23 protein-coding genes are annotated in these 24,564 nt (G+C 64.6%); 15 read left to right on the top strand and 8 right to left on the bottom strand.

Translation table 11 applies throughout. The features are described from left to right. The first annotated feature begins 131 nt into the window (after nucleotides 1-131). The 6 genes from EJ072_RS33860 to lpxK all read left to right on the top strand — a co-directional run bounded on the left by EJ072_RS33860 (nucleotide 132) and on the right by lpxK (nucleotide 5,720). Complete coding sequence (locus EJ072_RS33860) at nucleotides 132-1,475, top strand: TldD/PmbA family protein (protein WP_126083133.1); 1,344 nt, start codon at nucleotides 132-134, stop codon at nucleotides 1,473-1,475. After that, nucleotides 1,462-2,271: a 3'(2'),5'-bisphosphate nucleotidase CysQ gene (locus EJ072_RS33855; protein ID WP_126083132.1), complete on the top strand. Its 810-nt coding sequence runs from the start codon at nucleotides 1,462-1,464 to the stop codon at nucleotides 2,269-2,271. Before EJ072_RS33860 ends, EJ072_RS33855 begins: the two co-directional genes overlap by 14 nt. Before the next feature lie 75 nt (nucleotides 2,272-2,346). After that, nucleotides 2,347-2,592 (top strand): DUF4170 domain-containing protein, encoded by a 246-nt coding sequence (locus EJ072_RS33850; protein WP_126083131.1) that lies wholly within the window; start codon nucleotides 2,347-2,349, stop codon nucleotides 2,590-2,592. A gap of 5 nt (nucleotides 2,593-2,597) precedes the next feature. Further along, a complete protein-coding gene (locus EJ072_RS33845; protein WP_126083130.1) occupies nucleotides 2,598-3,377 on the top strand; it encodes a lysophospholipid acyltransferase family protein in 780 nt (259 codons plus the stop codon). Continuing rightward, complete coding sequence (gene waaA, locus EJ072_RS33840; RefSeq protein WP_126083129.1) at nucleotides 3,374-4,690, top strand: lipid IV(A) 3-deoxy-D-manno-octulosonic acid transferase; 1,317 nt, start codon at nucleotides 3,374-3,376, stop codon at nucleotides 4,688-4,690. The genes EJ072_RS33845 and waaA overlap by 4 nt, the downstream gene beginning before the upstream one ends. Nucleotide 4,691: 1 nt before the next feature. Continuing rightward, nucleotides 4,692-5,720: a tetraacyldisaccharide 4'-kinase gene (lpxK, locus tag EJ072_RS33835; RefSeq protein ID WP_126083128.1), complete on the top strand. Its 1,029-nt coding sequence runs from the start codon at nucleotides 4,692-4,694 to the stop codon at nucleotides 5,718-5,720. A 37-nt stretch (nucleotides 5,721-5,757) separates the two neighbouring features. Here the strand turns inward: lpxK and EJ072_RS33830 are convergent, their stop codons facing one another. The 3 genes from EJ072_RS33830 to EJ072_RS33820 all read right to left on the bottom strand — a co-directional run bounded on the left by EJ072_RS33830 (nucleotide 5,758) and on the right by EJ072_RS33820 (nucleotide 8,009). Further along, a complete protein-coding gene (locus EJ072_RS33830) occupies nucleotides 5,758-6,690 on the bottom strand; it encodes a UDP-glucuronic acid decarboxylase family protein (RefSeq protein ID WP_126083127.1) in 933 nt (310 codons plus the stop codon). 186 nt (nucleotides 6,691-6,876) lie between these two features. Then, nucleotides 6,877-7,656, bottom strand: coding sequence for a glycosyltransferase family 92 protein (locus EJ072_RS33825; RefSeq protein ID WP_245467094.1), 780 nt, complete (start codon nucleotides 7,654-7,656; stop codon nucleotides 6,877-6,879). A gap of 122 nt (nucleotides 7,657-7,778) precedes the next feature. Then, on the bottom strand, nucleotides 7,779-8,009 hold the full coding sequence (locus EJ072_RS33820) for a DUF2093 domain-containing protein (RefSeq protein WP_126061281.1): 231 nt from the start codon (nucleotides 8,007-8,009) through the stop codon (nucleotides 7,779-7,781). A gap of 115 nt (nucleotides 8,010-8,124) precedes the next feature. On the opposite strand from EJ072_RS33820, the gene EJ072_RS33815 reads away from it, so the two are divergent. Continuing rightward, complete coding sequence (locus EJ072_RS33815) at nucleotides 8,125-8,727, top strand: hypothetical protein (RefSeq protein WP_126083125.1); 603 nt, start codon at nucleotides 8,125-8,127, stop codon at nucleotides 8,725-8,727. A gap of 80 nt (nucleotides 8,728-8,807) precedes the next feature. Here EJ072_RS33815 and EJ072_RS33810 read toward each other — a convergent pair whose 3' ends face one another. Beyond that, nucleotides 8,808-9,734 carry a LysR substrate-binding domain-containing protein gene (locus tag EJ072_RS33810; protein WP_126083124.1) on the bottom strand — a complete coding sequence of 309 codons (927 nt, stop codon included), beginning with the start codon at nucleotides 9,732-9,734 and terminating at the stop codon, nucleotides 8,808-8,810. A 90-nt stretch (nucleotides 9,735-9,824) separates the two neighbouring features. Between EJ072_RS33810 and EJ072_RS33805 the strand changes: the two genes are divergently transcribed. After that, on the top strand, nucleotides 9,825-10,718 hold the full coding sequence (locus EJ072_RS33805) for a DMT family transporter (protein ID WP_126083123.1): 894 nt from the start codon (nucleotides 9,825-9,827) through the stop codon (nucleotides 10,716-10,718). Nucleotides 10,719-10,917: 199 nt separating this feature from the next. Here EJ072_RS33805 and mutL read toward each other — a convergent pair whose 3' ends face one another. From mutL to EJ072_RS33790, 3 genes are all read right to left on the bottom strand, one after another. Next, nucleotides 10,918-12,792 carry a DNA mismatch repair endonuclease MutL gene (mutL, locus tag EJ072_RS33800; RefSeq protein WP_126083122.1) on the bottom strand — a complete coding sequence of 625 codons (1,875 nt, stop codon included), beginning with the start codon at nucleotides 12,790-12,792 and terminating at the stop codon, nucleotides 10,918-10,920. 130 nt (nucleotides 12,793-12,922) lie between these two features. Next, on the bottom strand, nucleotides 12,923-13,717 hold the full coding sequence (locus EJ072_RS33795; RefSeq protein WP_245467092.1) for a hypothetical protein: 795 nt from the start codon (nucleotides 13,715-13,717) through the stop codon (nucleotides 12,923-12,925). Nucleotides 13,718-13,799: 82 nt separating this feature from the next. Continuing rightward, nucleotides 13,800-14,702, bottom strand: a complete 903-nt coding sequence (locus tag EJ072_RS33790) for a LysR substrate-binding domain-containing protein (protein WP_126083121.1) — start codon at nucleotides 14,700-14,702, stop codon at nucleotides 13,800-13,802. 90 nt (nucleotides 14,703-14,792) lie between these two features. On the opposite strand from EJ072_RS33790, the gene EJ072_RS33785 reads away from it, so the two are divergent. From EJ072_RS33785 to EJ072_RS33770, 4 genes are all read left to right on the top strand, one after another. Continuing rightward, nucleotides 14,793-16,343, top strand: a complete 1,551-nt coding sequence (locus EJ072_RS33785; protein WP_126083120.1) for a trimethylamine methyltransferase family protein — start codon at nucleotides 14,793-14,795, stop codon at nucleotides 16,341-16,343. A 64-nt stretch (nucleotides 16,344-16,407) separates the two neighbouring features. Beyond that, complete coding sequence (locus EJ072_RS33780; protein WP_126083119.1) at nucleotides 16,408-18,057, top strand: ABC transporter substrate-binding protein; 1,650 nt, start codon at nucleotides 16,408-16,410, stop codon at nucleotides 18,055-18,057. Nucleotides 18,058-18,168: 111 nt separating this feature from the next. After that, nucleotides 18,169-18,642, top strand: a complete 474-nt coding sequence (locus tag EJ072_RS33775) for a DUF3828 domain-containing protein (protein WP_126083118.1) — start codon at nucleotides 18,169-18,171, stop codon at nucleotides 18,640-18,642. 4 nt (nucleotides 18,643-18,646) lie between these two features. Further along, complete coding sequence (locus EJ072_RS33770) at nucleotides 18,647-19,243, top strand: hypothetical protein (RefSeq protein ID WP_126083117.1); 597 nt, start codon at nucleotides 18,647-18,649, stop codon at nucleotides 19,241-19,243. 217 nt (nucleotides 19,244-19,460) lie between these two features. On the opposite strand, the gene queF is transcribed toward EJ072_RS33770, so the two are convergent. Beyond that, complete coding sequence (gene queF / locus EJ072_RS33760; protein ID WP_126083116.1) at nucleotides 19,461-19,922, bottom strand: preQ(1) synthase; 462 nt, start codon at nucleotides 19,920-19,922, stop codon at nucleotides 19,461-19,463. 204 nt (nucleotides 19,923-20,126) lie between these two features. Between queF and EJ072_RS33755 the strand changes: the two genes are divergently transcribed. The 3 genes from EJ072_RS33755 (at nucleotide 20,127) to hisD (ending at nucleotide 24,564) form a co-directional block, all read left to right on the top strand. Then, nucleotides 20,127-22,172, top strand: a complete 2,046-nt coding sequence (locus EJ072_RS33755; protein ID WP_126083115.1) for an NADH:flavin oxidoreductase — start codon at nucleotides 20,127-20,129, stop codon at nucleotides 22,170-22,172. 195 nt (nucleotides 22,173-22,367) lie between these two features. Beyond that, nucleotides 22,368-23,141 (top strand): glucose 1-dehydrogenase, encoded by a 774-nt coding sequence (locus tag EJ072_RS33750; RefSeq protein WP_126083114.1) that lies wholly within the window; start codon nucleotides 22,368-22,370, stop codon nucleotides 23,139-23,141. Nucleotides 23,142-23,241: 100 nt separating this feature from the next. Beyond that, a complete protein-coding gene (hisD, locus tag EJ072_RS33745) occupies nucleotides 23,242-24,564 on the top strand; it encodes a histidinol dehydrogenase (RefSeq protein WP_126083113.1) in 1,323 nt (440 codons plus the stop codon).

Below are 24,564 nucleotides of genomic sequence, written 5' to 3'. Positions count from 1 at the left end.
CTAGCGTGGGTGGAACAATAGATGGTGCGACAGCTGGCGCTTTGGCATGCACAAGACGATGCGACAGGTGCCGCAGGGGGTGACAAAGTGCATGGCCCTGACAGATTGCATGAACAAACAGGAACAACCTTATGACCGATAAGCTCGACGCAGCGAAATTGACCGATCGCGTGACGGCGCTCGTCGAGGCCGCCAGGCGTGCCGGCGCCGACGCGGCCGACGCGGTGGCGGTGCGCGGCCGCTCTGCCGGCGTGTCGGTGCGGCTGGGCAAGGTCGAGGGCACCGAATCGTCGGAGAGCGAGGATGTGTCGCTGCGCGTCTTCGTCGGCCAGCGCGTGGCGAGCGTCTCGGCGACCGCCGCTTCCGATCCGAAATCGCTTGCCGAGCGCGCCGTCGCCATGGCCAAAGTCTCGCCCGAGGATCCGTTCCAGGGCCTCGCCGATCCCGCCCTGCTTGCCCGCAATTTGCGCGATCTCGACCTTTTCGATCCGACCGAGGTGCCGGCCGACCAGTTGAAGGAGGCAGCTCTTGCCGCCGAAGCGGCCGCATTGGCCGTCAAGGGCGTCACCAATTCCTCGGGCAGCAGCGCCAGCGCCGGCCTGGGTGGCCTGGTTCTCGCCACCTCGCATGGCTTTGTCGGCCAGTATGTCGCCTCGCGTTTCTCGCGCTCGACCAGCGTCATTGCCGGGGAGGGCACGGCGATGGAGCGCGACTATGAATTCTCCTCGCGCCAGCATTTCGCCGACCTCGACGCGCCGGAAGAGATCGGCCGCAAGGCCGGCGAACGCGCCGTGCGCCGCCTCGGCGCCCGCAAGGCGGCGACCGGCCCGGTCGATGTGGTGTTCGATCCGCGCGTCGCGCGCGGCATCGCCGGCCATCTCGCCGGCGCCATCAACGGCGCGTCGGTCGCCCGCAAGACCAGCTTCCTGCGCGACATGATGGGCAATCAAGTGGCCTCGGCCGCGATCACCGTCACCGACGAACCTTTGCGCCGGCGGGGACAGGCCTCGCGCCCGTTCGACGGCGAAGGCGTCGAGGGCGGGAAGCTGCTGATGGTCGAGAAGGGCATCTTGAACCACTGGTTCCTGTCGACCTCGGCCGCGCGCGAGCTCGGTCTCGTCACAAATGGACGCGGCTCCCGCAGCGGCTCGTCGGTCTCGCCGTCCTCGACCAATCTCGCCATCGAGCCCGGCGAGCATTCGCCGGACGACTTGATCGCGTCGCTGAAGCGCGGCTTTTACGTCACCGAGGTGTTCGGTCAGGGCGTCGACATGGTGACCGGAGAATACAGCCGCGGCGCCTCCGGCTACTGGATCGAGAACGGCGCGCTGGCCTATCCGGTGGCCGAGGTGACGATCGCCTCCAACCTGAAGACCATGTTCCTCAACATGGTGCCGGCGAGCGACCTCGACCGCAATTTCGGCACGGCTGCCCCGACGCTCCTGATCGAAGGGATGACCCTTGCCGGCGCTTGACCAACTGACATCGAGCGAGGCTGGCGACGACCTTGCATTGCTGCGCGAAGCCGCCCGCGAAGCCGGCGCCATCGCCATGGGCTATTTCGGCAACAACCCGCAGGTGTGGATGAAGGGCGGCACCTCGCCGGTGAGCGAGGCCGACCATGCGGCGGACGCCTATCTTCGCGAGACCTTGCTCAATGCGCGTCCCGATTATGGCTGGCTGTCGGAAGAGACCGCCGATGACCACGCCAGGCTGTCGGCCCGCCGCACCTTCGTCGTCGACCCGATCGACGGCACGCGCGGCTTTCTCGACGGTCTGCATTCCTGGTGCGTCAGCGTCGCCGTGGTCGAGGACGGCCGCTCGCTCGCCGGCGTGCTCGAATGCCCGGCCAAGCATGAGACCTACTGGGCGCTGCCGGGCGAGGGCGCCTATCTCAACGACAAGCGCATCCATGTGCGTCCGCTGGGTCAGAGCGTCGATATCGGCGGACCCAAGACGCTGGTCGACCTGATGCCGGAAGTCTGGCACGACAGGCTGCGGCGGGCCGCCTACATCCCCTCGCTTGCCTATAGGCTGGCGATGATCGCCGCCGGCAAGCTCGATGCGGCCTTCGTCAAGCCGAATGCGCATGACTGGGACATCGCCGCCGCCGATCTCATCCTCGCCGAGGCTGGCGGCGCACTGCTTGATCGCGCCGGCAAGCCGCCGCGCTATGCCGGCGAGGTGATCAATCACGGCGCGCTTGCCGCCGGCAGCGGTGAACTGCTCGGCGTGCTCGCCGGTGTAATTGCCCGCATTGACCAAGGGTGAGTCGGCCCACAGTTCCAAAATCGTCTGCTTTGGGCTAAACGTTTCACAAAATTCATGAATCTGCGAAGGATCGGCATGGCCGTGGAAGACGGAAAGAAACAGCTTTTGCACCTGGTTTTCGGTGGAGAGCTGAAAAAGCTGGGTGGAACCGAGTTTCGTGACCTGGACGCGCTCGACATCGTCGGAATCTACCCCGACTATCATTCGGCGCACACTGCGTGGAAGGCGAAGGCGCAGGCCAGTGTCGACAATGCCCATATGCGTTATTTCGTTGTTCATCTGCACCGTCTGCTCGATCCAGAAACAAAGGTCGGCGGTTGACGTCGATGGAGCATGAAGCGGTGAAAGGCGCGACCAGGCGGCGCGCTGCCAGACGCGGCGGAACGCGTACGCTGTGGCGGCGCATCCGCGAGCCGTTGGCGCAGTCGAGTTTCGTCAAGAATTTCATCGCCAGCCTGTTCGCCTGGTTCCTGCGGCTGATTCGCCTCACCAGCCCGCTTGTCGAAGGCTCGACGAAGGTTGCCGGCGGCGCTTATGCGCATCTCGAGCCCGGCATCATCGCGCTCTGGCACGGCCAGCAACTCCTGACCCCTGCCTATTACCCCAAGGGCCGGCCGCTGGTCGCCATGGTCTCGCGCAGCGCCGACGCCGAGCTCCAGGCACTGATGCTCGAGAAATTCGGCATCGAGGCGGTGCGCGGTTCCGGCGGCCGCAACAGCTCGAACCATCTCGACAAGGGCGGCGCCAAGGCCTTGATCGCGCTCAAGAGGTCGCTCGTGATCGGCAAGAACGTCGCCATGATCGCCGACATTCCGAACGGCAAGCCGCGCGAGGCCGGGCTTGGCATCGTTCTTCTGGCCAGGCTTTCCGGCCGGCCGATCCTGCCCTCGGCCATCGCCACCAGTCGCCGCAAGGTGCTTGAGAGGAGTTGGGACAAGACCACCATAAACCTGCCTTTCGGGCGCTCCGCGGTTATCGTAGGCCCCCCGGTCTTCGTGCCGGCCGATGCCGACGATGCCGAGATGGAGCGCAAGCGCCAGGAGGTCACCGCCTCCCTCAACGCCGCGACGGCCGAGGCCTATCGCCTCGTGGATGGCGGCAAATGAGCGAGCGCTGGGCGCGTGCGGCCCTGACCGCCTACCGCTATGCGGGGGCGGCCGCCTATCCGCTGATCGGTCCTTATGTCGCCTGGCGCGCCTCGCGCGGCAAGGAAGATCGCGCCCGGCGCCGCGAGCGCTACGGCGTCGCCGGCCGGCCCCGGCCGGAAGGGCCGGTGATCTGGATCCATGCGGCAAGCGTCGGCGAGACGATCGCGGTGGTGCCACTGGTCGAGAGCATCCTCGACTACGGCGTCAACGTCGTCCTGACCACCGGCACCGTGACTTCGGCCAAGGTCGCCGACGAGCGCCTCGGCAGCCGCATCATCCACCAATATGTGCCGCTCGATCTCAAGCCCGCGGTAAGCCGTTTCCTCGATCACTGGCGGCCGGAACTGGCGATCATCGCCGAATCGGAAATCTGGCCGATGACCATCCTGGAACTCGGCGCCCGCAATGTGCCGCAGGTTCTGGTCAACGGCCGGCTGTCGGACCGCTCCTTCACGTCGTGGAAGAAGCGCGCAAGCGTTGCCGAGGCGCTGTTCGAGAATCTCGCCCATGTCATCGCCCAATCGGATGTCGACGGCGAGCGGTTCCGCGCGCTCGGCGCCCGGCCGGTCACGGTTTCCGGCAATCTCAAGGTCGACACCAACCCGCCGCCGGTTGATGAGCGGGCCCTGGCCACCCTGCAGCGCCAGATCGGCGATCGCCCCACCTGGGCGGCGATCTCGACCCATGACGGCGAAGAGGTCGTGGCCGCCGAGGTCCATGCCAGCCTGCACAGGCGCCATCATGGGCTTTTGACCATCATCGTGCCGCGTCATCCCGACCGCGCCGACGCGCTTGCCGCGCAGATTTCCGGCATGGGCCTGACGGTGGCACGGCGCAGCAAGGGTGACCGCATCTCGCACGATACCGATATCCTTCTGGGCGATACGATCGGTGAGATGGGGCTTTACCTGAGGCTGACCGAGATCGCTTTCGTCGGCCGTTCGCTGACCTCGGAAGGCGGCCAGAACCCGCTCGAGCCGGCAATGCTCGAAACCGCGGTGCTTGCCGGCCGCAACGTCCAGAATTTCCGCGAGGCCTATCAGCGCCTGCTCGACAGCGGCGGCGCCAAGCTTGTGCGCGACCGCGACATGCTGACCGGCGCGGTCAATTTCCTTTTGACCAACGAGGTGGCGCGCCACGAAATGATCGCGGCGGGTGCCGCCACCGTCGACGAGATGCGCGGCGCGCTCGCCCGGACGCTGAAATCTCTGGAGCCCTATATCCAGCCGCTGGTCGTCAAGGCGCGCCTGAAAGGCGCCAACGGTCGATGAGATGACCAGCGAGGCGCCGCCCTTCTGGTGGGAAAAGCCGGACTGGCGCGTGCTCGCTCTGTCGCCGGTGTCGGCTGCCTACGGCATGGTTGCCGGCCGCCGCATGCGGCATGCCCCGCGCGAGAAGGTCGACGCGCCGGTATTGTGCGTCGGCAACCTGACGGTCGGCGGCAGCGGCAAGACGCCGGTCGCTATCGCCCTGGCGAGGCAAGCCAAGCGTATGCAGCTCACGCCGGGCTTCCTGTCGCGCGGCCATGGCGGTTCGTTTGCCAAGCCGCATGTCGTCGATGCGCATCACGACGCCGCCAAGCATGTCGGCGACGAGCCGCTGCTTCTGGCCGAACACGCGCCGGTGGCGGTGACGGCGAACCGCGCCGCGGGCGCAAAACTGCTCATCGAGGGACATGGCTGCGATTTCCTGATCATGGATGACGGCTTCCAGTCGGCGCGCATCCATATCGACTATGCGCTGGTCGTGGTAGACGCCCGCTTCGGCGTCGGAAACGGCCACGTCATTCCGGGTGGACCGCTCCGCGCCAAGATCGTCGACCAGCTGGTCTTCACCAGCGGCTTGCTGAAGATGGGCGAGGGCGCCGCCGCCGACGGCGTCGTGCGCCAGGCGGCGCGTGCCGGCCGGCCGATCTTCCTGGCGCATGTCGAGCCGGCGGATCCGTCACGCTTCGCCGGCGGCCGGTTCCTGGCCTTCGCCGGCATCGGCCATCCGGAGAAATTCTTCGACACGGTGCGCGGAGCGGGCGGTGAAGTCGCGCTTTCGCGCGCCTTTCCGGACCATCATTTCTACGCCCAGGACGAGCTTGCCGACCTTCTGGCGCTCGCCCGGCAGGAGGGGCTGCGCCTGGTCACCACGGCGAAGGACGCCGCGCGGCTGCGCCACGGCGAGGTGCCCGCCGGTTTCCTCGATCAACTGGACGTGCTCGACATCGAGGCCGTGTTCGAGCTCGATCACGTGCCTGAACGCATCATCGGCGAGACGCTCGACGCCTGGCGTCAGCGCAAGATGCGTGGCTGAGTTTTGCGGCGCGCCTGGTTGATCCGGTGCCCTGCCGTCAGTTGATAAGCCCACGGAAATAGCGGACTGTCTCGCCAAGCCCGTCTTCGAGGGCAACACGAGGGGACCAGTCCAGCGCCGAACGCGCCAGGCCTATATCGGGCTGGCGCTGTTGGGGATCGTCTTCGGGGAGGGGCTTGAACTCGATCTTCGACTTGCCGCCGACGATGCCCAGCACCAGCTCGGCCAGCTCGAGGATCGTGACTTCCGTCGGGTTTCCGATGTTGACGGGCCCGACGAAATCGTCGGGCGTCGCCATCATCCGGGCCATCGCATCCACCAGGTCGTCGACATAGCAGAAACTGCGGGTGTGGCTTCCGTCGCCGTAGATGGTTATGGGGTCTTTGCGCAATGCCTGAACGATGAAATTGCTGACCACGCGCCCATCCGAAGGGTGCATGCGAGGTCCATATGTATTGAAGATGCGCACCACCTTGATCGGCAGTTGCGACCGGCGCCGATAGTCGAAGAACAGTGCTTCGGCGCATCTTTTGCCTTCATCGTAGCAACTGCGCGGGCCAATCGGGTTGACATGGCCCCAATAGGCCTCGGTCTGGGGATGGACTTGCGGATCGCCATAGACCTCGGACGTCGACGCCTGGAGGATTCTGGCGCCCGAAGCGCATGCAAGGTCGAGCATGTTGATGGCGCCATAGACGCAAGCCTTTGTCGTCTCGATTGGAATGCGCTGGTAGTGAACAGGCGAGGCGGGGCAAGCGAGATTGAAGATCTCATCGGCCTCGGCCTGAAGCGGCACGGTGACGTCGTGCCTCAGCAGGCTGAACCGCGCATTGTTTGACAGGTGACGGATGTTCTCATCCGAACCAGTCAAGAAATTGTCGAGGCATATTACTTCATGGCCGCTTGCCAGCAACAGGTCGCATAAATGCGAACCAATAAAGCCGGCACCGCCGGTCACCAGAGCCTTCACGGCAAATCCCCCATACCCACGGCATTGTCTATAACCGCAGAGTCACGGACCTGTCACGTGCGTTGGAAGAAGGGTTTTTCGTCGCGACGATCGATTGTTGCCGGCACTCGGCCAGGAACCTGTATGGGCTGGCCCGGGTGAATGGCGCCGGCCGTGAAGCCGCGACAGGCCAAGTTGCAGGTTGCCTCAGCGCTGACGCTGCATCGCCTCGAGGATGGTCTCGTCGCGCTCGACATTGAGCTTGCTTTCGAAGTCGAAATGCCAATCCCTGTCGCGCGGCGTGGAAGTCGAGGCGTCGCCGCGCCGGATCTTCTGGTCGAGGTCGGCGAGCGATCGCGACCAATAGTGATTGATCCTCAATATATCGAGCTTGGGAGGCATACCGGGCACGATGGTCCGTCGATCAGTGTCCACCCCTTCACCGAACAGGAATTTCGACTGATGGACGCCAGGCCTGTAGACCATGCGAGGGTTGAGGATAGTCTTGACCGTCGTGATGTTCGGCCCGGCTCGCATCGTAAAGGCCTCGACCAGTGGTCTTTCCGGTCGCTCGACATGGCCGGAAGAGCCATAGAACGCCTGCCAGACGCAAACGCCTGGAAGGTCGCGATAGTCCCTGAGAACCGAGGGCACGTCACGTCCGTCGGGCGCGAAAAGAAACTCATCGATGTCGAAGAATCCGATCCACAATGCTTCACGCCAGCGCCTGCGGATGCAGTCCCTATAAGCCGACAGCTGTCCCACCGGCCGCGGCCAGTCGACCAACGTAACCAGCCCTTGCTGGATGAACGGGTCCAATACGGCTTTGAAGTCGTCGGTCGAGAAGTTGTTGTAGAGATAGAAATGCTCAAATCCCACACCCTGGTGGAACCTGATCCATTCGGCCAGAAACGGCGCTTCTTCACGGAAGATGGCGCAGGCCGCCAGCTTAAACCGTGGGGCTTTCGATACCGCCCGATCGCGCATTCTCGCACGCATGATAAGCGGCATGCGAAGAAAGGTCTTGAGAGACTTTTTGAAGTTTTTCAATTCGGTAGCCTAGGCGCAATCGAGGTGACTGTCACGGCGTCGTGAACTCGCCCGGCCTATCACCGTTTGCGCAGCTCCGGGTGCATCTCGATCTCGCGGGCAAGCGAGACCGCCGCGTTCACATAGGGCTCTTGCCGGGCGACGCTCCAATATTTGAGCTCGTCGAGCGGAATGTTCTCGCCCGTCACCGCGCAGCGCACGAACGAGCCCGGACTGGTGACCTGGAAGTCGCCGTCGAGATAGCGGATCCGGGCTTCCCTGCCGCCCGGGCCTTCGAAACGGTTCATCATGAAAGGACGCTTGCGTTCATCTGGGTTTCAATCGCCACAAATCGCAAGCAACGTCAAGCTTGACGCAATGCTCATCCGGTATGGCTGAGCGTCAAAATAGTTTCCGGAAGCCGGCATGGACATCACCTCGACCCGCTTGAACGCACTGATCGGTGAAGCGCTTACCCCGCAGCCGGCGCCTTCGCCCAAGGCCGATCCTGCGGTGGCGGCTTTGATCAAGACGCTGGTCCAGCCGCCGGCGCCCTCGACGGGGCAGGCGGCGCAAATCGCGGCCCAGTCGCTGCAAAGCGCGCAGCCGCGCCCTGCCGCCCAGGCATCGCAGCGCCTGTCGTCCGCAGAGGTCGAGGATGCTTACCGCGCCGTGATGGAGCCCGATGCCGTCACCGACGCCTCGCCGGCAAGACCCTCGATGGGCAGGGCGGCGACGGATGCCGATCAGGCTCCGCGCGGCTTCGCCTCACCGCAGGCAGCGGTTGCAGACAATGTGTCCAGGCCCGCGGTTGCGCCGGCATTGTCCACATTTTCGCCGGCCGTCGCCTCCGCCGCGGTGCTGGTAGCAGCCAACGCCAACGCGCCGCAGCCTCGGGGCGCCGCGATCCGCCCGGCTGGTCACGCGCCGCGATCGGAATCCGCGCCGATATCCCTTTGGACGATCTCGGTTGTCACGGCCATCGTCTCGGCGGTGACGGCAACGATCATGGTCCTGCTGCTTCGCTAGAGCAATTCCAGGAAAAGTGTGAACGGTTTTCCGCCCGAAGGAGATGGGCATTTCACCGTTTTCGTGAAACGGTGAATGCCCTAGACGTCATCCTGAAGGAAAGCTTCGAGCTTTTCCCGAGCAAGCCCCGCCTGTTCGGCGATGCGCCCGGCCAGATCTGCCGCCGCCGCGCGCGGCCGGCCGACCGGACGGTCCATCCAATAGGACACTGGATTGAGCGCAACGCGCTCATCGACGGCAACGATACGGCCGGACCGGAGCTGGTCCGCGGTCAGCGGCGGCCGCGCCAGCGCAATGCCCAGCCCATGCGCCGCCGCGTCCAGAACCAGATTGTAATCCTCGAAACGCCGGTCCTGCGGACGGGGGCGGTAATCGATGTCTTGCGCGGCGAGCCATGCACGCCATCCGGATGCATCGGAATCGTTGATCAGCGGGTACTTCAGCAGCCGCGCAGGGTCGCCCCGTCCGATCTCCTTGGCGAGCTCCGGCGAGGCGATGGGGAAAATCTGCTCCTCGAAAAGCTGCACCGAGACGCGGCCCGGGATGCGGCCGCGCCCGCAGCGCACCGAAAGGTCGATGCCTTCGTCGGCAAGGTCGGCCTGGCGATTGTCGACATCGAGCACGATGCGCAACTTGGTCGGATGGTTTTCCAATGCGGCCATGCGCGGCATCAGCCATAATCCGCTCACCGAGGGGATCGAGGCCAGCCGCACCACGGCCGTGCCGCGCGGCTCGACCCAGCGGTCGGAATTGACCGAAATCAGCGCGAAGGCCTCTGTGGTGCGAAGATGCAGGCGATTGCCCTCGATGGTCAGCGACACGCCGCGCGCATTGCGCTCGAACACTTTCAAGCCGAGCCAGTCCTCGAGCTTGGCAATCTGGCGACTCACCGCGCCATGGGTGAGGTTGAGTTTTTCGGCCGCCGCGGAAAAACTCCCCGTGCGCGCCGCGGCATCGAAGGCGCGCAAGGTTTCCAACGGCAGTATCTGATCCGAGCTGTGATCCATGCTCACAGCTGACCCTCGATTTGCTCGTTTGTCAATCGGCCGGCAATGGCGTTTTCTGCGTCCATGGCACCAAAACACGAGGGTACGGCAATGAGTGCTTACACCGGCACGTTGAATGAGACACAGCGCATGGACGGCACCGCGGCCGTCGCGGTGGCGCTTACGGTGCTTGGCTGGGCTTCGGCGTTCCCGGCGATCCGCGCCGGCCTTACCTCCTTCCAGCCGCTGGAGCTCGGCGCGCTGCGCTTTGCCATCGCTGCGGTCCCGGCCGCCATATTTCTCGCGGTGAAGCGCCCGGCGCTGCCCAGGATCGGCGAGCTGTGGCGCTTCGCCTTTGGCGGCGCCATCTTCGTCGCGCTCTACACCGCCATGCTCAATTTCGGCGAGCTCACGGTCTCGGCGGGTGCGGCCGGCTTCATCATCAATGTCAGCCCGATCTTCACCGCAATCATGGCCATGGCCCTGCTCGGCGAGCGGTTCTCAGGCATCGCCTGGCTGGGCACGGTCATTTCCTTCGCTGGCATCGGCATCATCGCGGTGGCCGACGGACATGGCCTGCATTTCAATACCGGCGCGCTGCTGGTGCTGGGCTCGGCGCTTTGCTCGGCCGTCAACACGATCGTCCAGAAGCCGCTCTTTGCCCGCCATCATCCGCTGACGATATCCGCCTCCAACATGGTGCTCGGCGCGCTCTGCCTGTCGCCATTCCTGACGGAAGCGTTTTCGCAGGCGGCGGTCGCCGACACTGCCGGTCTCGGCGCCGTCATCTATCTCGGCATTGTGCCCTCGTTGATCGCCTATGCGGCCTGGGCGACCGCGCTGTCGCGCCTGCCTGCCGCCCGCGCCTCGAACTTCCTCTATCTGGTCTCGCCGACCTCCGCTTTGATCGGCTTCTTCTGGCTGGGCGAAGTGCCGTCGCTGCTCGGCATCCTCGGCGGCGCGCTGGCTCTGGGCGGCGTGATCGTGGTGAATTTGAAGCGGTAAATCAAAAGGTTGAAGTCATTTCCTGACTCAAGAAAAGAGCCGCTTCGAGCGGCTCTTTTCTTGCCCCCTCATCCGGCCGCTTCGCGGCCACCTTCTCCCCATGGGAGAAGAGATTGGCGCCGGCGCCGACAATCTCCTCTCCCCACCGGGGAGAGGTCAGCCGAGCGCAGCGGAGGCTGGGTGAGGGGCCGTGGCGCACTCACCGCCTTCCAAACAGCCGTTCGATATCGGCCAGCTTGAGCTCGATATAGGTCGGTCGGCCGTGGTTGCAGGTGCCGGAGCCGGGCGTCGCCTCCATCTGGCGCAGCAGCGCGTTCATTTCCTCGGCCTTGAGCAGCCGGCCCGAGCGGACGGAACCATGGCAGGCCATGGTCGCGGCGATCTTGTCCAGCCGTTCCTTCAGCGTCTCGACGGTGTCGTTGTCGGCGATCTCGTCGGCAAGGTCGCGCACCAGCTGCTGCACATTGGTCTCGCCCAGCATCGAAGGCGTCTCGCGCACCGCCACCGCGCCGGGGCCGAAGCGCTCCAGGCCGAGGCCGAATTTGGCCAGCGTCTCGGAGTGCATCGCCAGCCGCTCGGCGTCTTCCTCCGGCAGATCGACGATCTCGGGCAAAAGCAGCATCTGCGACGGGACAGCGCGCGAATGCAGGGCGTTCTTCAGCGCCTCATAGACCAGCCGCTCATGCGCGGCATGCTGGTCGACGATGACGAGCGAATCCCTGGTCTGCGCGACGATATAATTCTCATGCACCTGCGCGCGCGCCGCGCCCAGCACCATGCCGAGCAGCGCCTCGGCCGGCTCGGCGACGCCGGCGCGGGCATCGGCGCTGGCGAGCGGGCCGGTGTCGAACGCCGCCTGGTCGTTCTCCGCAAAGCCATTGCGCTGATGCCCCGCCTCGCCATAGCCCATATCGAGCGGCCGCTGCGCCGAACGCAACGGGTCGAAGCCTCCGGAGTTGGAGGCGTGATAGGCGGCCTCGTAGCTGCGATGGCCGCCCGCCGGGCCGGGGTGGGAATAGGCTGCGGCCCCAGGCCGAAATGCCGCCATCATGCCGGCGGCGCCTGTCGTCGCCGCGCGGATGCCGGCGCCGGCCAGCGCGTCGCGGATGGCGCCGACGATCAGCCCGCGCACCAGTCCCGGATCGCGGAAGCGTACATCGGCCTTGGCCGGATGGACATTGACGTCGACCGTCGAGGGATCGAGCGACAGGAAGAGCACCGTCACCGCGTGCCGGTCGCGCGGCAGCACATCGGCGAAGGCGCCGCGGATCGCGCCGGCGATCAGCTTGTCGCGCACCGGACGTCCGTTGACATAGGCATATTGCTGCAGCGCGTTGGCGCGCGTGTAGGACGGGATCGAGACATGGCCGGCCAGATGCACGCCGTCACGCATGGCATCGATGGCAATGGCATTGTCCGGGAAATCCTTGCCCATCACCTGCGCCACGCGGGCGAGCTGGCCTTCCGGCGTGTCGCTCGTCGCCGGCAGTTCTAAGGTCGAGCGGTCTGAACCGGCCAGCGTGAAGCGCACGGCCGGGAAAGCGATCGCGATGCGCTTCACCACGTCGCTGGTGGCCGAGCTTTCAGCGCGTTCGCCCTTCATGAATTTCAGCCTGGCCGGCGTCGCGAAGAAGAGGTCGCGCACCTCGACCGTGGTGCCGCGGTTGGCCGCCGCCGGCTTCACCGGTAAGACGCGCCCGCCGTCGATCCCGATCTCGGCCGCGCTCTCGCCTGACGCCGTGCGCGAACGGATCGACAGTCGCGCCACCGAGCCGATCGAGGGCAGCGCCTCGCCGCGAAAGCCCAGCGAGCGGATGTCGTGGATGTCATTGGAAAGCTTCGAGGTGCAGTGGCGGGCAATGGCCAGCGCGAGTTCCTGTTCGGGGATACCCGAGCCGTCATCGGTGACGCGGATCAGGTTCAGCCCGCCGCCGGCGGTGACGATCTCCACGCGCGACGCGCCAGCGTCGAGCGCATTCTCGACCAGCTCCTTCACCACGCTCGCCGGACGCTCGATGACCTCGCCGGCGGCGATCTGGTTGATCATCGTTTCGGAAAGCTGACGGATGGGCATCCGGTGATTATAGGCGGATTCGAGTGCGCTGCGGATAGGCCAATTGCATCAAACCGCCGCCGTCACCCAAATCAGCCAGGAGTAACCACCTGCCGCAGATCCACGCCATCCGGCAGCCGAACGTTCCGGGTCAGCTTTGCGATATCCTTCCACCCTTCTTTCCCAGGATCTGAACCTTTTGAGCTAGAAGCTGTGTCTTGCAGTGCTCACAGCCGAGAAGATCAGATCCTACCAAGACCGTGCCCAAAGCGGGTTTGCGGACTTTCGGGTTGCCTTTCATCAAATCCGCGAAGGGCCTGCTGTCGACAGGGTGCTGAAAAAGTGTGTCGTAATATTTCGCGAACTGCCCATGGTCTGGAAACATCTGGCCGGTTTTGGTTATTTTCCTGAGGTATCGACTGCATTTCCAGCACGTCGGATAGGTTTGCAGCATGAAAAAGACGAAAAATCCTCCCAGGATGAAGCCTATGAAATCGATCACTGCTAACCAGTAGCCAAAGTCGCCAACCTCGCCACTGTCGATATGGCCGCCATGTCCAGCCTTGAGATGCATCGACCTTAGATAGGTATCGAGATAATCCCAAAAACCAATGGCGTCAGAAGCCATAGTGCCGTCGTCCAGGACCAATGAGCGATATTCGCCATAGTAGATGACCAATTGCGCCGCAGCTGTCACAATGAGAATTTGGACGAGAAGAAACCATGTGGGTCGGGTGTGAAAAAACAGGCTGCCAAAATAATAGCCCGAGGCTGCAGCCACCCCGGTCAACACTGCTCCAGCCGGAATGACCACCCAGAAACTGAACGAGAAAACGTTGAAGCCTGTTAGGTTGTTGACGACTATTACTGCCAGAACAACCATCACAAACGTGATTAGACCAGACACAGCCACGCCGAAATTGCCGCTAAGTTTCGCGATCATCATTATCCCCCCAAAATCCGGTACGCAGTTAGTACACCTGGAACGCCTACCAGTGATAGAGGGAACTTTCGGATACAATCAGTTTTCACGCCTGCGCCACCAGCCAGTCCCTGACCTTGCGCGCATTGTCGCTGAGATCGCGGTTCTTCGGCCAGATGACGTGGAAGCCGATGCCGGTCCGCATCACGTGATCGGTCACCGGCACCAGCAGCCCGGATGCCACAAGACGTTCGACCAGGTGCCGCCAGCCGAGCGAGATGCCTTGCCCTTCCATCACCGCCTGGATCACCAGCGCATAGTCGTTGATGCGCAGGCCGCGCTCGGCATTGCGCAGGCTGGTTCCGGCCGAAGCGAACCATTCGTCCCAGGTCGGGGCCTCGCGATAGGGTTCTTCTAGATGAATCAGCCGGTGCGTGGCCAGTTCCTCGACCGTCCTCGGCTTGCCGAACCTGGCGAGATAGCTGGGGCCGGCGACTGGGAAGATTTCTTCATCGGAGAGCGACAGCGAGTGATAATCCGGCCAGTCGCGCGGCACGCCGCCGCGCACGCCCAGCGGAATCCCCTCGGCGATGATGTCGAGGTCGCGGTCGGCGGTCTGGATGCGCAGGTCGACGCCCGGCAATTCGTCGCGGAACTGCTGCAGGCGCGGCATCATCCAGAAGGAGCCGAAGGCGGTCGAGGCGGCCAAGGTCACATGCCCGCCGGTCGCCTGCAGGCGAAGGTCTTCCGCCGACTTGCGGATATGCGAGAGGCCCAGCGACACATCGGCATGGAAACGTTCGCCGGCTTCCGTCAGAAGCACCCGGCGGTGGCGCCGCTGGAAGAGTTTGGCGCCAAGCTGCTCCTCCAGCCCGCGCACCGCGTAGGAGACGGCCGCCTGCGTCATGCCAAGCTCGCGCCCAGCGGCGGTGAAGCTCGACAGCCGGCCCGCGGCCTCGAAGACGATGAGGCTGCCGGCGGAGGGCAGGAGCTGGCGGAGGTTTCGCATAAGTGCAGCTTATACAAGAGATCAGGATTTTCCAGCATCACATCCATATTTCCTCTCGCTAACTTGGTCGGGCGGGAAGAAGGAGCCTCCATGAACGCACCGGCCGTTGAACTGACCGAACAGACCCACCGCCGCGGCGGCGGCCGGCTCGGCCGCAAGGCGCTGAGAAGCGCGCCGGTCGCGTCCTTCCCCACCCTTGTGCGCAAGATCCCCGCCTACGAGATCGTGCCCGACGAGGCGGTGGAGCTGATCCACGAGGAATCGCTGAAGATCCTCGAGGAGGTGGGCTGCGAATTCCGCGACGACGGCGCGATCGAGCTCTGGAAGGCGGCCGGCGCCGATGTCAGGCAAACGCGTGTCCGCATCGACCGCGCGCTGTTGATGGAGCTGGTCTCGAAGGTTCCGCCCGAGTTCACACTGCACGCGCGCAACCCGGAGCGTACGGTGCGCGTCGGCGGCAAGAACTCGATCTTCGTGCCGATGTATGGCGCGCCCTATGTCCGCGACCTCGACAACAAGCGCCGCTACGGCACGCTGGCCGACCTCAACAATTTCCACAAGATGGCCTACATGGCGCCGGCGCTGCATTCCTCGAGCTCGGTCATCTGCGAGCCGATGGAGATCGCGGTGCCGAAGCGGCACCTTCACATCGTTCATTCGGCGCTGAAACATTCCGACAAACCGTTCATGGGCATCGTCACGTCGAAGGAGCGCGCCGAGGACACGATGGCGATGGCTGGCATCGTCTTCGGCGAGGAGTTCGTGCGCGACAATCCGGTGCTGGTTGCGATCACCAACTGCAATTCGCCGCTGGTGTGGGATGCCACCATGATCGACGCCATGCGGGTCTATGCCAGCCACAACCAGCCGCTGATCCTGGCGCCCTTCGCGCTGTGCGGCGCCTCGACCTCGGCCTCCGCGGTCGGCGCGGTGGCGCAGGTCAACGCCGAGGCGCTTGCCGGCGTGGCGTTGACCCAGCTCATCCGGCCCGGCTCGCCGCAGCTCTACGGCCAGTTCATGGTGACGGTCGACATGAAGACCGGCGCGCCGATGGGCGGCACGCCGGAGGCCGCCCAGATGATGTACCTGATGGGCGCGCTGGCCAGGAAGTATAAGCTGCCCTGGCGCACCTCCGGCTTCCATGTCGGCTCGAAGCTCAACGACGCGCAGGCGGGTTACGAGGCGAACATGCTGATGCATGCCGCGATCCTGTCCGGCGCCAACTACATCTGGCATTCCGCCGGCTGGCTGGAAGCGGGCCTGACCTGCGGCTATTCGAAATTCGCCACCGACTGCGAGCAGCTGGTCGGCTGGTACAAATATGCCGGCGGCGTGTCCTTCGACGATTTCAAGGACGCGATGGCGGCGATCCGCGAGGTCGGCCCGCAAGGGCATTTCCTCGGCACGCAGCATACGCTCGAGCATTTCGAGAGCGCCTTCTTCATGCCCAATATCATGGACTTCAATTCCTTCGAGCAGTGGAGCGCCGAAGGCGCCAAGGACCATGACACGCGCGGCCGCGAAAAGGCGCGCGCCATGCTGGCCGACTACCAGGAGCCGAAGCTCGACGAGGGCATTGCCGAAGGTCTCAGGGATTTGATCGCGCGGCGCGAGGAAAAGCTGCCTGACAGCGTCAGTTGATGGAAGGCAGCATTAGTTGAAGCCAACCGGGCGAAGACCCGACCAGATCAATGGGAGCACGAGAATGACACTTTTCAGAAGCAATGGTGACCGGGTCCCGGCCGCTATCCAAGCGATGGCCGAGGAGGCGCGCGCGGGCCGTGTCGACCGGCGCGAATTCCTGGCGCTGGCCAGCGCCTTCGGCGCATCGACGGCTTTCGCCTATGGCATGCTCGGCCTTGCCGCGCCGACCAAGGCGCTGGCCGACGAGCCGAAGAAGGGCGGCACGCTGCATGTCGCGATGTCGGTCAAGGCGCAGAAGGATCCGCGCACTTACGACTGGACCGAGATGGCGAACGTCACCCGCTGCTGGCTGGAGCCGCTGGTGCGCTACACCCACCAGTTCACCTTCGAGCCGGTTCTGCTCGAAAGCTGGGACGTCAATGACGACGCCACCGAATACACGTTGCATCTGCGCAAGGGCGTCACCTGGAACAATGGCGATGCCTTCAACGCCGACGACGTGGTCGCCAATCTGAACCGCTGGTGCGACAAGGCGGCTTCCGGCAATTCCATGGCCGCCCGCGTCGGCGCGCTGATCGACACCAAGACCGGCAAGGCCAAGGATGGCGCCATCACCAAGGTCGACGACCACACGGTCAAGCTGAAGCTCGTCGAAGCCGATATCGCCATCATCCCGGGCTTGACCGACTATCCGGCGCTGGTCGTGCATCGCGACTTCGACAAGGATGGCGCCGACCCGATCAAGAAGCCGATCGGCACCGGAGCCTTCGAGCTGGTCTCCTACGATGTCGGCCAGAAGGCGGTCGTCAAGCGCCGCGAAAACGGCAAATGGTGGGGCGGCGAGGCGCCGCTCGACGGGGTGGAGTTCATCGACTACGGCACCGACTTCAACGCCACGCTCAATGCCTTCGATTCGGGCGAGGTCGACCTCGATTTCGAAACGCCGGCCGACTATATCGACCCGCTGGACAAGATGGGCCTGGTGAAGTCGGAGGTCGCGACCGCGACCACGCTGGTTGCCCGCACCAACGTCACGCATAAGCCCTATGACGACAAGCGGGTGCGCAACGCGCTGCAGATGGCGGTCGACAACAGCCAGGTCATGCAGCTCGGCTACAACGGCCGCGGCACGGTCGGCGAGAACCATCACGTCGCCCCGATCCATCCCGAATATTATCCGCTGCCCAAGAAGGAGCGCGACGCGGCCGGCGCCAAGAAGCTGATGGCGGAAGCCGGCCAGGCCGACTTCGAGCATGAGCTGATCACGGTCGAGGACGAATGGCAGAAGAACACCGGCGACGCCATCGCCGGCCAGCTGCGCGATGCCGGCATCAAGGTGAAGCGCACCGTGCTGCCTGGCTCGACCTTCTGGAACGACTGGACGAAATATCCCTATTCCATGACCATCTGGTACATGCGCCCGCTCGGTGTCCAGGTTCTGGCGCTCGGCTACCGCTCGGGCGAGGCCTGGAACGAGACGGCCTACTCCAATCCGGAGTTCGACGCCAAGCTCAAGGAGGCGCTGTCACAGATCGACGTCGCCAAGCGCAAGGAGGTGATGAAGGATGTCGAGGCGATCCTGCAGGACTCCGGCGTCATCATCCAGCCCTTCTGGCAGAAGCTCTACTGCCACATGAACAAGAAGGTGAAGAACTACTCGATGCACCAGACCTACGAGATGGACTTCCAGAACGTCTGGCTGGATGCCTGAGCGCGCCCGGGCTTCATGAGCCGCAAAGACTTCATGAGCCGCAAAAAAGGCGATATGCAGGAGGCGTGGTGGCAAGCGTGCCGCCAAGCCGCCGAACCTCGGAGATCCTGCATGAAGCCGATAGTGCTTGCCGCTGTCTTCTCGATTGCCTTGCCCGGCGCCGTGCTCGCCGGGCCGGCCTCCAACGCCGTGAAGTTCTTCTATGTGCCTTCGGTGAAGTTCGAGGGAGACGCCAAATACCGCGACCGTTTCACCGAGCCGGTCACCAAGCTGTTCGAAGCCAACGACAAGGCGCAAAAGGAGAAGCCCGACGAGGTGTCCTGCCTCGACTTCGACCCAGGCCTCGACGCGCAGGATTTCGATCAGAAGACCCTGTCGAAGACGCTGAAGCTCACCGAGACCGTCAATGGCGACACCGCCGAAGTGACGGCCAACTTCAATCTTTTCCCGGAAGGCGATGACTCCAAACGCGAAATGGTGTGGTCGCTGAAGAAAGTGGACGGCAAGTGGAAGATCGCCGACATCAGTTCCAAGACCAGCGACTGGAAGCTCAGCGCGCTGGGATGCGGTGCCTCGACGGAGTGATGCCGTGCCTCGCCGCTTTGTCCTCGCGCTGGCGAGCTTGTCGATGCTGGCCGCGGGGCTGAGCGGCGGCGCCTCTGCGCAGGGGCTGTTCGGCGCGCCGCCGCCGAAAGCCTCATCCGGCGACAACACCTCGCCGCCTGCGGTCGACACGTCGCCGCCTGCAGCCGCTGCGCCGGACAGCAAGCCGGCCGAACCGGCGCCTGTCGCGCCGGTCCTGCCCGGATCGCCGACCGCGGTGGTGAAGCCCTTCTACGAGCATCTCGGGCTGGAGCTCGATCCTGCGCAGCGTAAGAACTTCACCGACCCGGCGAAAACCGTACTCGACAAGGCGGACGCGCTGCGCGCCTCGGGCCAGGGCGAATGCCTCGACCCCAACATGGCGCTCGACAATGCCGACTATGACAAGCTGGCCATAGACCGGAGCCTGCGCACCATCGAAGCCGTCAATGGCGACGAGGCCAAGGTGGTCGTTGCCTTCGTCGTCGAGGGCCACCAGCACCGCCTGGAATGGAAGCTGAAGAAGGTCGGTGGCGCCTGGAAGGTCTCCGATCTCCTGTCGGTCACCGGCGAATGGGCGCTGAGCCAGTACCAGTGCGAATGAAAATGACCAAAGATCAGTGTCGGCGATCCTTCGCGCCCCCCTCTGGCCTGCCGGCCATCTCTCCCACTTGGGGGGAGATCAGAGGTCACGCCGGCTTTCGCCAATCTCCGACGTTTCAGGATAAGCGGGCCGCCGAAGCTGCCAATCTCCCCCTTGTGGGGGAGATGTCCGGCAGGACAGAGAGGGGCGCTGTCCCGCCAGCCTTTCGCAACAAATTTCAACCTCTCCCGCGATAGGGCGCCACGCCCGTATCGGGCAGCCACGCGTCCTTGGGCGGTGCGCCGGTCTGCCAGAAGACATCGATCGGGATGCCGCCGCGCGGAAACCAGTAGCCACCGACGCGCAGCCAGAGCGGCTTGGTCGCCTCCACGATCCGGCGGCCGATCATCACGGTACATTCCTCATGGAAGGCGCCGTGGTTGCGGAACGAGGTCATGAACAGCTTCAGCGACTTCGATTCCACCAGCGTCCGGTCGGGTGCGTAGTCGATGACGATGTGGGCGAAATCCGGCTGGCCGGTGACCGGGCAGAGCGAGGTGAATTCGGGGCAGGTGAAGCGCACGATCGCCGGCGGACCATCGCCGCGCTGGAACGGCACGGTCTCCAGGACCGCCTGTTCGGGGCTCTGTGGCGTCTCGACGTGCTTGCCGAGCTGGGTGAGGTTCTTGGCGTCTGTCATGGGCGGCTCCTCGCAGCCGTCCAAGGTCTGGGCGGCAGGCAAAACAAGCGGAAATTGCGCCGCAACCTTTCGGACGCGGCGGGTTTGGGCCGCTCAATAGCATCGGACCGAAAAGTGCGCAGCGGTTTTCGGACGAATCCGATGCGAGAAATGGAAGCGGGAGCGGCGCGACGCTCCCGTGCAAATTGAAACGGCAGGAAGACGATGACCAGCAACGACCCGCTTCTCCGACCCTACCAGCTCAAGCACCTGACGCTGAAGAACCGGGTGATGTCGACCAGCCATGAGCCGGCCTATTCCGAGGACGGCATGCCGAAGGAGCGCTACCGGCTCTACCATGCCGAAAAAGCCAAGGGCGGCATGGCGCTCACCATGACGGCGGGCTCGGCGATCGTCTCGCGCGACAGCCCGGCCGCTTTCGGCAATCTGCATGTCTATGACGACCGCATCGTGCCCTGGCTCGCCGAACTGGCGGATGCCTGCCATGAGCATGACTGCAAGGTGATGATCCAGATCACCCATCTCGGCCGCCGCACGGGCTGGAACAAGGCCGACTGGCTGCCGGTGCTGTCCGCTTCGCCGGTGCGCGAGCCGGCGCACCGCGCCTTTCCGAAAACCATCGAGGAGTGGGATATCGAGCGCATCGTCGCCGACTATGCCGCGGCTGCGCAGCGTTGTCAGGCGGCCGGCCTCGACGGCATCGAGTTCGAATCCTATGGACATCTGATGGATGGCTTCTGGTCGCCGCTCACCAACCATCGCGACGACGAGTTCGGCGGCTCGCTCGACAACCGGCTGCGCTTCACCGACATGGTGCTCGACGCGGTCCGCGCCGCCGTCGGGGAAAAATTCATCGTCGGCATTCGCATGGTTGCCGACGAGGATCTCGAAAAGGGTATCTCGAAGGAAGTCGGTGTCGAGATCGCCAGGCGGCTTGCCAATTCCGGCAAGGTCGACTTCCTCAACATTATCCGCGGCACGATCGAGACCGACGCGTCGCTGACCAAGGTCATCCCTGTGACCGGCATGCGCTCCTCGCCGCATCTCGATTTCGCCGGCGAGGTGAGGGCGGCGACCAAGTTCCCGACCTTCCACGCGGCGCGCATTTCCGATGTCGCCACGGCGCGCCACGCCATCGCCACCGGCAAGCTCGACATGGTCGGCATGACGCGCGCCCATATCGCCGATCCGCACATCGTCAGGAAAGTGATGGAAGGCCGCGAGCACGAGATCCGGCCATGCGTGGGCGCCACCTATTGCCTCGACCGCATCTATGAGGGCGGCGAGGCGCTGTGCGTCCACAACGCCGCAACCGGTCGCGAGGCGACCATTCCGCACATCATCGCGAAGAGCGAAGGACCGGAGAAGAGGGTCGTGGTGGTGGGGGCGGGCGCTGGTGGTCTTGAAGCCGCGCGCGTCGCGGCCGAACGCGGCCACCAGGTGACGGTGCTCGAAGCCTCCAGCCAAGCGGGCGGCCAGGTGCGGCTCGCCACCCAGAACCCGCGCCGCAAGGAGCTGATCGGCATCATCGACTGGCGGCTGGCCGAGCTCGACCGCCTCGGCGTCGAGATCCGCTATGACACCTGGGCGGAGAAGGACGATGTGCTGGCGCTGGCGCCGGATGTCGTGATCGTGGCGACGGGCGGCATGCCGCAGAACCCGCCGCTGACGGAAGGCGACAATCTCGTCACCTCGAGCTGGGATATCATGGCAGGCTCCGTCAAACCGGCCGAGAATGTGCTGCTCTACGACGACAATGGCGGCCATCAGGGCATGGGCGCGGCCGAACTCATCGCCAACAGCGGTTCGAAGCTGGAGCTGGTCTCGCCGGAGCGCTTCTTCGCGCCGGAAATGGGCGGCATGAACCACGTGCCCTATATGCGCGCCTTCCACGAAAAGGGTGTCACCGTCACCATCAACACAAGGCTGCGTTCGGTGCGGCGCGAGGGCAACCAGCTCGTCGCCGAGCTCGCCTCGGACTTTGCCGACGGCTGGCGCGGCGAAAGGCGCGTCGACCAGGTGGTGGTCGAGCATGGCACGGCGCCGCTCGACGACCTCTATCTTGCGCTCAAACCGCTGTCGAAGAATGGCGGCGCGGTCGACTATGAGCGGCTGGTGAACGGCGGCGACATCTTCCCATCCCGCAATGCCGAAGGCGGTTTCGTGCTGTTTCGCATCGGCGACGCGGTCGCCTCGCGCAACATCCACGCCGCCATCTATGACGGCATCCGGTTCGGGATCAGGATCTGAGGGGCAGGTCGCCGCGCGAAATCGCGGCGGCGGGAAAAGTGCCGTAAAGGGCTGCGTTATCGGTTGCGGTTAGCCCGCTCTCCGCGGTCGGCTGTTCACTCGGCTCCCAAAGTCATTGTATATGCTTGTATGTATAACCAAGGATCGGTTAGTCTCGCGGGCGAGGGCAGGCCGGCAAGGCCAAGGAGGATCGACATGCGCAATGCTTCCCTCTTCGACCTGTCGGGCAGGAAGGCGCTCGTCACCGGCGCCAGCCGCGGCATCGGGCGCGGCATCGCCGAGGCGCTGAGTGCGGCCGGCGCCGCTGTCGCCGTCATGGCGCGCAGCCTTGCTTCGCTGCAGGAGACGACGGAGGCGATCCGGGCCGCCGGCGGGGTTGCGCATGCCATTGCCCTGGATGTCACCGACGTCGCCCGCTGCCGCGCCGCGACCGCCGAGGCAGCCAACCTGCTTGGCGGTCTCGATATCCTAGTCAACAATGCCGGCATGGAAGAGGTCAGGCCTTCGCTCGATGTCGATGAAGCGCTCTGGGACAGGATTGTCGACACCAACCTCAAGGGCGCCTTCTTCTGCGCTCAGGCCGCCGCCCGCCACATGCGCGATGCCGGACGGCCCGGCGCCATCATCAATTTGTGCTCGCTGACCTCCGAGGTCGGCATCCCCACGGCCGTGCCCTACGGTTCGTCGAAGTCGGGCCTGCTCGGCATGACGCGGGCGCTTGCGGCGGAGTGGGCGGGTCTCGGGATCAGGGTCAACGCGATTGCTCCTGGCTATTTCAGGACGGCGATGACCGAGGTGTTCTACGCCGACGAGGCGTGGCAGCAATCGATGCTCGCCAAGATCCCGCAGCATCGCTTCGGCGACCTTTCGGACCTGCACGGCATTGCTGTCTTCCTGGCCTCGGACGCCTCATCCTACATCACGGGTCAGTGCTTTCCGGTGGATGGGGGCTTTCTTGCCTCGATCTGATGCGGTTTGCCGTGGCCGACCAACCCTGCGGACGCAGAAAAATACTGGCGAGCATTATACGTACATGTATATACTTTTCCCGCGTTTCTGAGGAGCAGCCATGTCCGAGATCAGCTTCCACGACCTCTCATCCGCCAGCGCCGAACAGCGGGCGAGCCTGCTGAAGCGCGCCGAGGCCGACCTCTCGGTCTTCGTCGAGAAGGTCCGCCCGATTCTTGATGCGGTCAGGACGGAAGGCGACTCGGCGCTGCTCCGCTTCGTCCGGGATCTGGACAAGGCCGATGTGGCCGCGGGTAATCTGAAGGTCTCGGAGGCTGAGTTCGACGCTGCCTTCGGCAAGGTCGACAAGGATGTCATCGACAGCATCCGCTTCGGCATCACAAACATCAGGCATTTCCACGAGGAGCAGCGTCCCGAGACGATGTGGCTCAAGGAAGTCCGCCCCGGCGCCTATGCCGGCGACCGTTACACGCCGATCGGCTCGGTCGCGCTTTACGTTCCGCGCGGCAAGGGCGCCTTTCCGTCGGTGACGATGATGACCTCGGTTCCGGCCGTCATCGCCGGCGTGCCGCAGATCGCCATCGTGACGCCGCCGACCGCGGACGGTTCCGTCGATGCCGCGACCCTGGTCGCCGCTCGGCTCGCCGGAGTCGAGACCGTCTACAAATGCGGCGGCGCGCATGCTGTCGCGGCCGTCGCCTATGGCACCGAGACGGTGAAGCCCGCGCTCAAGATCGTCGGCCCGGGCAGCCCTTGGGTGGTGGCGGCCAAGAGCCTGCTGTCCTCGATCATCGACACCGGCCTTCCGGCCGGCCCGTCGGAAGCGATCATCTTCGCCGACGACAGCGTCGACGGCGGCCTCGCCGCACTCGACCTTCTGATCGAGGCCGAGCACGGACCGGACTCTTCCGCCTATCTCGTGACGCACAGCCGCAAGGTCGCCGACGCGGCCCTGGCAGCACTTCCCGACCACTGGTCCCGTATGACCGAGCAGCGGGTCGAGTTCTCGCGCGCGGTGCTGACCGGCAAGCGCGGCGGCATCGTGCTGACCGCGTCACTGGAGGACAGCTACCGCTTCATCAACGACTATGCGCCCGAGCACCTCGAAATCCTGTCCAGAGAGCCGTTCGCGCATCTCGGCCACATCACCGAGGCGGCCGAGATCCTCATGGGTCCGCACACGCCGGTGACGCTCGCCAATTTCGTCCTCGGGCCGAATGCGGTGCTGCCGACCAGCCGCTGGGCGCGCACTTACGGGCCGCTTTCGGTGACGGATTTCCTGAAACGTTCGTCGGTCGGCTATGTGACCTCGGCCGCCTATCCGGAGCTTGCCGGCCATGCCCGCAGGCTTGCCCGCTATGAGGGCTTCAGCTCGCATGAGAACGCGGTCTCGGAAATCCGCGACCGCTATCTCGGCGCCTGA

It is taken from the genome of Mesorhizobium sp. M2A.F.Ca.ET.046.03.2.1 (assembly GCF_003952425.1).
Taxonomy (GTDB): Bacteria; Pseudomonadota; Alphaproteobacteria; order Rhizobiales; family Rhizobiaceae; genus Mesorhizobium.
Note: the sequence above shows the minus strand (reverse complement) of the source record. Positions and strands in the feature narration are given on the sequence as shown.

Excerpts from the sequence above, each read along its gene's own strand:
- EJ072_RS33860 (WP_126083133.1), top strand. The coding sequence starts at position 132 with ATGACCGATAAGCTCGACGCAGCGAAATTGACCGATCGCGTGACGGCG.
- EJ072_RS33850 (WP_126083131.1), top strand. The coding sequence starts at position 2,347 with ATGGCCGTGGAAGACGGAAAGAAACAGCTTTTGCACCTGGTTTTCGGT.
- EJ072_RS33845 (WP_126083130.1), top strand. The coding sequence starts at position 2,598 with ATGGAGCATGAAGCGGTGAAAGGCGCGACCAGGCGGCGCGCTGCCAGA.
- waaA (WP_126083129.1), top strand. The coding sequence starts at position 3,374 with ATGAGCGAGCGCTGGGCGCGTGCGGCCCTGACCGCCTACCGCTATGCG.
- lpxK (WP_126083128.1), top strand. The coding sequence starts at position 4,692 with ATGACCAGCGAGGCGCCGCCCTTCTGGTGGGAAAAGCCGGACTGGCGC.
- EJ072_RS33825 (WP_245467094.1), bottom strand. The coding sequence starts at position 7,656 with ATGCGCGATCGGGCGGTATCGAAAGCCCCACGGTTTAAGCTGGCGGCC.
- EJ072_RS33820 (WP_126061281.1), bottom strand. The coding sequence starts at position 8,009 with ATGATGAACCGTTTCGAAGGCCCGGGCGGCAGGGAAGCCCGGATCCGC.
- EJ072_RS33815 (WP_126083125.1), top strand. The coding sequence starts at position 8,125 with ATGGACATCACCTCGACCCGCTTGAACGCACTGATCGGTGAAGCGCTT.
- EJ072_RS33810 (WP_126083124.1), bottom strand. The coding sequence starts at position 9,734 with ATGGATCACAGCTCGGATCAGATACTGCCGTTGGAAACCTTGCGCGCC.
- EJ072_RS33805 (WP_126083123.1), top strand. The coding sequence starts at position 9,825 with ATGAGTGCTTACACCGGCACGTTGAATGAGACACAGCGCATGGACGGC.
- mutL (WP_126083122.1), bottom strand. The coding sequence starts at position 12,792 with ATGCCCATCCGTCAGCTTTCCGAAACGATGATCAACCAGATCGCCGCC.
- EJ072_RS33795 (WP_245467092.1), bottom strand. The coding sequence starts at position 13,717 with ATGATGATCGCGAAACTTAGCGGCAATTTCGGCGTGGCTGTGTCTGGT.
- EJ072_RS33790 (WP_126083121.1), bottom strand. The coding sequence starts at position 14,702 with ATGCGAAACCTCCGCCAGCTCCTGCCCTCCGCCGGCAGCCTCATCGTC.
- EJ072_RS33785 (WP_126083120.1), top strand. The coding sequence starts at position 14,793 with ATGAACGCACCGGCCGTTGAACTGACCGAACAGACCCACCGCCGCGGC.
- EJ072_RS33780 (WP_126083119.1), top strand. The coding sequence starts at position 16,408 with ATGACACTTTTCAGAAGCAATGGTGACCGGGTCCCGGCCGCTATCCAA.
- EJ072_RS33775 (WP_126083118.1), top strand. The coding sequence starts at position 18,169 with ATGAAGCCGATAGTGCTTGCCGCTGTCTTCTCGATTGCCTTGCCCGGC.
- queF (WP_126083116.1), bottom strand. The coding sequence starts at position 19,922 with ATGACAGACGCCAAGAACCTCACCCAGCTCGGCAAGCACGTCGAGACG.
- EJ072_RS33755 (WP_126083115.1), top strand. The coding sequence starts at position 20,127 with ATGACCAGCAACGACCCGCTTCTCCGACCCTACCAGCTCAAGCACCTG.
- EJ072_RS33750 (WP_126083114.1), top strand. The coding sequence starts at position 22,368 with ATGCGCAATGCTTCCCTCTTCGACCTGTCGGGCAGGAAGGCGCTCGTC.
- hisD (WP_126083113.1), top strand. The coding sequence starts at position 23,242 with ATGTCCGAGATCAGCTTCCACGACCTCTCATCCGCCAGCGCCGAACAG.